This window comes from Nostoc linckia z4 (genome assembly GCF_002608075.1).
Lineage (GTDB): Bacteria > Cyanobacteriota > Cyanobacteriia > Cyanobacteriales > Nostocaceae > Nostoc > Nostoc linckia.
The window spans coordinates 128,820-136,803 of sequence record NZ_LAHA01000021.1; the positions used below are offsets into that span (position 1 = coordinate 128,820).

Sequence of the window (7,984 nt, forward strand, 5' to 3'; positions counted from 1 at the left end):
CTCAGACAGCTTTCATATAAATTAAATTTTGGTGGACTTGATGGCGCAAAGATTTCGCCGCATGAAGAATCTGAGAATCCAAATCCTGGATATTAAAATCATAATTACGCCAGTTTTGCGGAATATTGCGGATATAAAAACGTAATGCCCCCAACCATACAAAACGTGCAGAAAATGGGATAATTTGCCGAGCATTAGCAACTGCACGCCTCTGACTTTCATCTAAGTTTTGTAAACGTGGATGTCGTAAAGGCATACCACTGAGTATTGCCCAAACTGCTGTGACTGGTTCATCATCGATTCCTAAACACTCCATCAAGGCAAAGCCAAGTTCTACCTGAAGTAATAATTGGGCTTGCTCTCGATTTAGCTCAGAGTTATCTTTCAATTCTTTGATACGTTTTGTAAAAATCACAGGTGGCTCAAATAATGTCATTTGACTCATAATGCTATTTCCCTTTACTCAGGTGCATTATCTTGGTGCTGACTTGTTCTTCAAAAGCTGTATCGCTGAAAAGATGGGTGCTTTTTGGCAATCCTGTTGCTTCTTCACGCAAGATATCAATGTAATCTTGGCGTTGATGCAGACGATGGTTAGGAATCACATAAAAACTCTCGTCGTAGCGCAAATCGCCTTCACCAAATATCGGCTTCAGTTGCAAAGCCAAATCATAGGGATTGCGGTAGTCTTTGACATCTACAGCCCACACTGAACCATCACCAAAACGTAGTTGTAGGTCGTAACGGTCAATACCAGGCCAAAGTTGAACTTCACAAAGATATTCTGGTTGTTGTTGATGCAGCTTTTGTAAAGCCTCGAACAGACGTATTTCTGGGATTCCAGGCAAACAGACACGCCAATGAATACCAAATTTCAGACGACGTAGACCTTGCTTCCAATAAACACGCCGGACATAAGACAAGTTTTTGCGATGGTCGTTGCAGACACTGGGCTTAATGCCACGTAAATGCCCATGTTTTTTAATTAAAGGGCCGCAGCGATCGCAGCACCAATAAGATTCATTTTCCTTACAGTCTTCGTATAGTTCGCCAACATCATTAATAGATATGTAACGTGTCTTAGAAAAGGTCTTGCGTAGGCTCTATAAAGTAGTATAAGGATTCTCAATTAAGAATCGCCGCAGCAAAACATATTCTTGCAGAGCGCGTTCAGCATCGTTTTCATTGGCTTCTTGCAGTCTCTCCAACAACCTCTGAAACAAAAAGTTTTCCAGTGCAAGTTGCTGTACTTTCACAGAAGCAAACTCAGGCAGTTGCCCTCGTTTTATCAACTGTTCGTAGAAATATTGACTTGCTTCTTCACTTAGGGCTTTATCGTATATGAAGCCATATTCTGAGTCAAACTCTTTCGGTATTGCTAGCGGATACCATGTATGCAAGGGTTTTTCTAAAAGACTAAAAAGACCTTCTAAAGTACGTGGATAAGGAATACCTGTCATCTTCAATACCAGGGTGTTGCAAGCACGCTGTAAAAAATCAGGGTACGGGTATTTAGGGATTTGGTATTGAGTATCTAGGCGGAAAAACTCTGCTAAACCAACAACCAGAAAATCAAATATGATTATTTCGCTGTTATCCAAGCAGTACCTCCTTTGTTATTATGTGTCTTTAATGAAACGATGTCATTTTAAAAGCACATAACAACTATAGCTTGTGATAAATAAAAAGAAACACTGTTTCATGAGTGAAACGAAAAGCGCACATGGAATACCACCTAGACACAAATTTATTAGCAGCAAGGGTAAAGACAAAGCGTGGGAAGAAAGGACTACGAGATACAGCTAGAGAAATAGGTAATATTAGTTCCTCAACACTCTCGCGGGTTGAAAATGGCAAAATGCCCGATATGGAAACATTTTTATTACTTTGCAACTGGCTGCAAGTTTCGCCTGCTGAACTATTTAAGAAAACAGAGGAATCCGAAGTACCATCCGACTCAAATACATTAGAAGCAATAGAAATTCAATTGCGAGCATCAAAAAAACTCGATCCAGCAGTAGCCAATGCACTGGCAGAACTAGTCAAAGCAGCGTATCGGGATAATGCTCAACAAAGCGACAATTAAAAGCCGGATTGCAGCAATATGGCACTAACAGAGACATTACCAGCTGAGTTTAGGCAAAAGTGTGAAGGGATTGCCACCGAGCAACGTAGTTTCTTAAACTTACGGGCATTTGATCCATTACCAGCAGATATGCTGGCGGCTCAATTGAATGCAAAAATTTTCACACCTGAACAGATTCCTAGTTTAGACCCTTCCGTAGTCAAGATATTACTTGATAGCGACCAATGGTCAGCAGGAATTATTAATCAAAGCCCACTCTGGATTGTAAACAATCCACGCCATACACCTGCGCGGCGTGAGTCGAACCTGATGCACGAATTTGGACACCTGCTATTAAGACATAAAATTGTCCGCTTTGATCCCAATACTGGGCTTCCTCTGCGCCGACAGAGTGATGAAGATGAAGCGACTTATTTAGGTGCTTGTCTTCAGATTCCTCGACGGGGGTTACTTTGGGCTGTTCAGCGTCAAATGACACAGACAGAAATAGCAGTACACTTTAATGCAAGTGAGGAAATGGTGCGACTTCGTAGCAATGTTACAGGAATAAATATTGTGTGAAAAATTTTGTAATTTCTCAAAGAAACTTCTATTTAAAAGTTTTCAGTCATTTCTTGGCATTTTGTGACATTTCTCAAGATATTGGCTGGATAGGAAGTTGAAATTAGTCAGCGATCGCCCACCTGACATAAGGTCGGGAAGCTGCTACAGTTTTGTAGGTGATTAGCCGTCCCGGTGCATTAATTTTTCGTAAATCCACACGGAAATAAGCTTTTTTATTCTTAAATTCTACATTGTAGAAAGTATATTCCTGACTACGAGTTTTACCTACACAGGAAGCATAATTACTGCGTAAAGGGGAAACAAATTCTACAAATTGGTTATTAGATGAAACTAACTTACTTGAATCGGCAAATTCTGTAGTATCTGCCACTACCGTATGTTCAGCACCGCCTTCATAAGGTAAAGTAAACCACCACAGTCCAATTGCTTGAGGACACCTACCACTGCCACGCTGCACACTAAGTGTGACATTAGGTGCAGAAATAGGCCCTGGTGCTGACTGCGGCTGTGCTTCTTGGGCTGTAGTCCCCAACACTCCTGCTAGAATTAAAGGGCATAGAATACTACCAAAGTCTTTTAAGGGCGCTAAGTTTTTCATCAGGTCAATATTTTAAAATTTCAGGTATCTAAATGACATTGACTTTTAGAATTTGCCAAAAGTGCCATCTAATAGCTGTTTATTCACACATCAAAGTCAAATATAAACACTTTTTTACTCCCAACTCCTAACTCTTGCAATTAAAGTAATCGTGTTGTTAGTTACAGTTATATTTCTAGGAAACGAGCAATAATTTGGATAATTAACTAGAAATGCAGCCCCGCCTGTAAAAGATGCTGCCGTTTCATGAAACCTCGAATTATTGTTTGTGGCTTAGGACGTACTGGATATAAAATCTTTCGTTTGCTCAGACAGCAAGGAGTATTTGTTGTTGGCATTCATCACCAAGCGATTCCAGGAGAAACTACGCCGGATGTGATTGTTGGTGATTTGCAAGCAGCGGCTACCCTCAAAGCAGCAGGAATCGAGCAGGCACAGACTTTAGTAATTGCTGGTTCTAAAGATGAACTGAATTTGTCAATTATGATGCAGGCACGAGTACTGAATCCCCAAATTCGCATCATTAACCGCTTTTATAATACAAATTTGGGTGAGCGCTTAGATCAAACTTTGCCAGACCATTTGAGTATGAGTGTTGTGGGTTTGGCAGCACCGGTATTTACCTTTGCGGCACTGGGAAGTCGAGCCATCGGCCAAATTAAATTATTTCAGCAAACTTGGCCAATTCACGAAGAATATATTGATGAAAATCATTTGTGGAAAGGTCGAAAACTCAATGAATTGTGGGAAGACCGATCGCGGATGCTGATTTATTATCTTCCAGTGGAAGGTGAAATGGATTTGGTATCCGCCGTCATCTCAGGACAAGAGTTAAAAGTCGGGGATCGCTTAATTGTTGGTACGCAACCCCGGATTCGTCCTCAGAGGCGATCGTTAATTAGAAAATTGCTGAAAGTTATAACTAATCTTAGAGAGTTTCAGCAACATGGGCGATCGGTAGTGGTGGGTGCAGTTGTCTTACTTGCGGTGATTCTACTTGCTACCCTCACCTATACATCTGCTGAACTGAAGTTGTCTGTCATCGATGCTCTGTATTTTTCTGTGGGTATGATTACTGGAGCAGGCGGTAATGACAAAGTAGTAGAAAATGCTCCCAATAGTATTAAATTATTTACCGTTATCATGATGCTAGTTGGCGCAGTGGTAATTGGTATCTGGTACGCAATGCTTACCGATTTTGTCCTGGGAAGCCGCTTTAAGCAATTTTGGGATGCAGCACGAATACCCCAACGCTATCACTACATCGTCTGTGGCTTGAGTGGTATTGGCGTCAAAATTGTCCAGCAACTCCACACCAACGGACATGAAGTTGTAGTCATTGAAACTGACTCAAATAACAGATTTGTTAACACCACCAGAGGACTAGGTATTCCTGTAATTCAAGGTGATGCTAGCTTCCGTACCATACTCAAGTCCAGCAATATAGATTCTGCCGCGGCAGTATTGGCTGTAACTAGTAACGATGCCACAAATTTAGAGATTGCTCTCAAGGCTAAAAGCTTGACGCCAAGCATCCCAGTGATTGTTCATTATGCCGATCCCGATTTCGCTGGTATGGCACAACAGTTATTTGACTTCGAGGCAGTACTCAGCCCTGCTGAATTGGCAGCCCCAGCTTTTGCCGCAGCTGCATTAGGTGGACGAATCCTTGGTAATGGCATCACAGCAGATAGTCTTTGGGTCGCTTTTGCCGCAGTAATTACACCTTCACACGCCTTTTGCGGTCACTGGGTCAAAGATGTCGCCATGTCTACTGATTGTGTACCTTTATACGTAGAAACAAATCACCAAACGCTGCACGGCTGGGATTTGCTAGAAACCAACCTCAGTGCAGGTGATATTTTATATATGACAATGCCAGCCACGCGGCTATATCAATTGTGGCGCGACGAGCAAGTATGTGAAACACAGACTTAATTACTAATTCGGACTCATGACTGTTAACCGTCACTATTAGTTTGAACTTATCAAAGGATTTTCTGCTACTTATTAAATAATATCTGGGTTGGCTTGTGTAATATATAGCACAAATTACTGAAGCTTCAGCACCCTAATGTCTATAGATAGTATGGGCTAATCCTAGCGGAGTGTATGTATAGCCACGCGAAAACCGTGTTTTTCTTCCCTGAAGTATATCTGTAGATACTAGGCAGTTTTGTAACCAGGCTTTTATATTTTGTATATAAAATTGCAATCTTTGAGATTAAAAATTAATAAGTTAAAGAAATGCAATTTTTATATTTTCTTTGTTATTTTGTATTTAACGGGACAGTTCTTGAACATTTGGTGGGTTTAAATAACAATTAATCAAACTATTTCCCCCCAAAGATGCATGTAAATGCTTTGCATTCTGCTTGCTTTCCCTCGATTCCTTAACAGAATGCAAATTGCCAAACAAATTACATAGCACTATTCAAAAATGACAAATAGTTCATCTACAACAAGGAAAACCTTGCTTAAAACTATGCTTGAAACCAATAATCGGCGGATATTTCTACCTGCTTTTATTAGCTCTTTAGAAGAAAAAAATCCAGCAGTTAACAAAAAACAATTTGCTCAGCAGAAATCAGATCTACTGCAACCATTACGTCAATGGCTCGACAAAATTGAAATTCAGAATCGCAAATTGGCCAAATTTATCGCCAAATTGATTCCAGCCCAGTGTCCCTTTGAACGTGATATCATCCTATTTGGCCGTAAGGTAGCTCACATTCCTCCAATGTGCAAGCTCAATCCCCTTTACGATGAATTTGTAGGCTTGCGTTTTCGTGCTTTATGTTATTTAGTAGATCAATGTGGAGAAGATATCCAATCGTACTGCTAAAAAAACGATATCAAGCACAGTATGGAAATTCAAGTTGAGCATCAACCTAGTCAACAACGTCTCGAACAATTGGGTGTTTCCAAATGGGCAATTTGGAAAAAGGAAGTCTCAAAATTCCCTTGGACTTATGATTCTCAAGAAACTTGCTACTTTTTGGAAGGTGATGTAGTTGTTACTCCTGATGGTGGACAGCCAGTGCAAATGGGCAAAGGCAATTTAGTAATTTTTCCTGCTGGTATGTCTTGCATATGGGAAATTAAAAGTAACGTCAAAAAGCATTATTACTTTGATTAATTGAGATTAGAGATTGATCCCCTTTGTTTTTTTGATATCTACAAAAGAAACATTTTATAACTCAATCCTCAATCATTATTGAAAAATACCGCAGAATTCAAAAGTAAAATAAGCTTTCTAGCTGGCGACCGAACTGAGCTTATCTATTTCAATAAATTGAAATCTGCTTTAATATCCCCGCTCTCTTCAAGAAAGCGGGGATCTATTAATTAGAATTCTCAAAAATACGAATTCTAGCGAAGACCACCACTCAATCAAAAGAAACTTCATAATTATGTTAGTAGAAGTTAAATCATAGAAGATGTCTTATCAGAGGAAAATCATCAAAAATGTTACTACATTTAAGTACTTGGCAAGAAGTAGAAGCTTATTTACAGCAATCAACAGGTATTATTTTTCCCATTGGTTCCACAGAACAACACGGGCCAACAGGATTAATTGGTACTGACGCTATTTGTGCAGAAGCGATCGCTCGTGGTGTGGGCGACGCAACTAGAGCGATGGTTGCCCCTACAATTAATGTGGGGATGGCACTGCACCATACTGCTTTTCCTGGAACAATCAGTCTGCGTCCTAATACTTTAATTCAAGTAGTGCGAGACTATATAACTTGTTTAGCCAAAGTCGGTTTTAGCAAGTTCTACTTTATTAACGGACACGGCGGTAACATTGCTACTCTCAAAGCAGCTTTTTCAGAAACTTACGCTCATTTAGAAGATCTGCACATTGCAAATGCCCAACAAGTACAATGCCAAGTTGCTAACTGGTTTATGTGTAATTCAGTATATAAACTAGCTAAAGAATTATATGGCGATCGAGAAGGTTCTCATGCAACTCCAAGTGAAGTAGCCCTCACCCAGTACGTTTATCCAGAAGCGATTAAGCAAGCAACCCTTTCACCAGAAGTTGCCAGTGGACACAAGATTTATAGTGCAGCAGACTTTCGAGTGCGTTATCCGGATGGACGTATGGGATCAAATCCTGCTTTAGCAACACCAGAACATGGTAAACAATTTTATGAGTTGGCGGTGAAAGAACTTAGCAATGGATATTTGGAATTTCTGAACGCAGAGTAGAAACATGCAAATATCTTCTGATGCGATGAAAATTAAGGCGTTGCTGAAACCAAGTATGAATTGACATTTTGCATATAACTAAACAATGATTCTTTGCGCCTATCCTGCGGGTTCCGCCTTTGGCGGTATGCATGAGACTAATTCGTACTTTCAATCAGCAACGCCAAAATTAATTCCCCGCATATATTCACAGTCGTCAACCATTATTTTTAATAAACAAGATCCCCAGCTGATCGAATAAACTGGGGATCAATGTACTTCAATTTAAATGTATAAACACAAACTGCCAATATTATGGAGAAAAGAATAGAACCTGGCATCGAGCTATTTTAGCGTAGGGCAACCCCTAAACTATCGTTGCCGCAGCAGCGTTTCACCTCTGAGTTCGGGAAGGATTCAGTGTGGTTCCACCGCGCAATAGACACCAGGAAAACTTTTGGAGTGATGAGTTAGGAGTTAAGAGTTAGAAATAAAAGAGTTTGTTGATTCATAACTCCTGGCTTCTAACTATCAACTGCTAA

General features: G+C 40.2%; 10 protein-coding genes and 1 rRNA gene. 6 read left to right on the top strand and 5 right to left on the bottom strand.

What is annotated here, in order from left to right; all coding sequences use genetic code 11:
* Position 1: 1 nt before the first annotated feature.
* The 3 genes from VF06_RS42765 to VF06_RS17955 all read right to left on the bottom strand — a co-directional run bounded on the left by VF06_RS42765 (position 2) and on the right by VF06_RS17955 (position 1,601).
* Positions 2-445, bottom strand: coding sequence for a pPIWI_RE_Z domain-containing protein (locus tag VF06_RS42765; RefSeq protein WP_244918139.1), 444 nt, complete (start codon positions 443-445; stop codon positions 2-4).
* A 4-nt stretch (positions 446-449) separates the two neighbouring features.
* Positions 450-923, bottom strand: coding sequence for a restriction endonuclease-related protein (locus VF06_RS17950; protein WP_099068481.1), 474 nt, complete (start codon positions 921-923; stop codon positions 450-452).
* 180 nt (positions 924-1,103) lie between these two features.
* The gene (locus VF06_RS17955; protein WP_099068482.1) at positions 1,104-1,601 is read right to left on the bottom strand and encodes a pPIWI_RE_Y domain-containing protein; all 498 of its coding nucleotides are present in this window, start codon (positions 1,599-1,601) and stop codon (positions 1,104-1,106) included.
* A gap of 122 nt (positions 1,602-1,723) precedes the next feature.
* Here VF06_RS17955 and VF06_RS17960 point away from each other — a divergent pair, with 122 nt between their 5' ends.
* Together VF06_RS17960 and VF06_RS17965 are read left to right on the top strand one after the other, a co-directional pair.
* Entirely contained in the window at positions 1,724-2,086 is a 363-nt protein-coding gene (locus tag VF06_RS17960) for a helix-turn-helix domain-containing protein (RefSeq protein ID WP_099068483.1), read from the top strand.
* Between the two features lie 18 nt (positions 2,087-2,104).
* Positions 2,105-2,647 carry an ImmA/IrrE family metallo-endopeptidase gene (locus VF06_RS17965; RefSeq protein ID WP_099068484.1) on the top strand — a complete coding sequence of 181 codons (543 nt, stop codon included), beginning with the start codon at positions 2,105-2,107 and terminating at the stop codon, positions 2,645-2,647.
* 103 nt (positions 2,648-2,750) lie between these two features.
* Here the strand turns inward: VF06_RS17965 and VF06_RS17970 are convergent, their stop codons facing one another.
* Complete coding sequence (locus tag VF06_RS17970; protein ID WP_099068485.1) at positions 2,751-3,248, bottom strand: hypothetical protein; 498 nt, start codon at positions 3,246-3,248, stop codon at positions 2,751-2,753.
* Between the two features lie 246 nt (positions 3,249-3,494).
* Here VF06_RS17970 and VF06_RS17975 point away from each other — a divergent pair, with 246 nt between their 5' ends.
* The 4 genes from VF06_RS17975 (at position 3,495) to VF06_RS17990 (ending at position 7,463) form a co-directional block, all read left to right on the top strand.
* Positions 3,495-5,186, top strand: a complete 1,692-nt coding sequence (locus VF06_RS17975; protein WP_099068486.1) for a potassium channel family protein — start codon at positions 3,495-3,497, stop codon at positions 5,184-5,186.
* A gap of 547 nt (positions 5,187-5,733) precedes the next feature.
* Positions 5,734-6,093, top strand: a complete 360-nt coding sequence (locus VF06_RS17980; RefSeq protein WP_099068487.1) for a Mo-dependent nitrogenase C-terminal domain-containing protein — start codon at positions 5,734-5,736, stop codon at positions 6,091-6,093.
* Positions 6,094-6,114: 21 nt separating this feature from the next.
* Positions 6,115-6,387 carry a cupin domain-containing protein gene (locus VF06_RS17985; RefSeq protein ID WP_099068488.1) on the top strand — a complete coding sequence of 91 codons (273 nt, stop codon included), beginning with the start codon at positions 6,115-6,117 and terminating at the stop codon, positions 6,385-6,387.
* Between the two features lie 329 nt (positions 6,388-6,716).
* Entirely contained in the window at positions 6,717-7,463 is a 747-nt protein-coding gene (locus tag VF06_RS17990; RefSeq protein ID WP_099068489.1) for a creatininase family protein, read from the top strand.
* Positions 7,464-7,774: 311 nt separating this feature from the next.
* Here VF06_RS17990 and rrf read toward each other — a convergent pair.
* Positions 7,775-7,892, bottom strand: a 5S ribosomal RNA gene (rrf, locus tag VF06_RS17995).
* Positions 7,893-7,984: the final 92 nt, after the last annotated feature.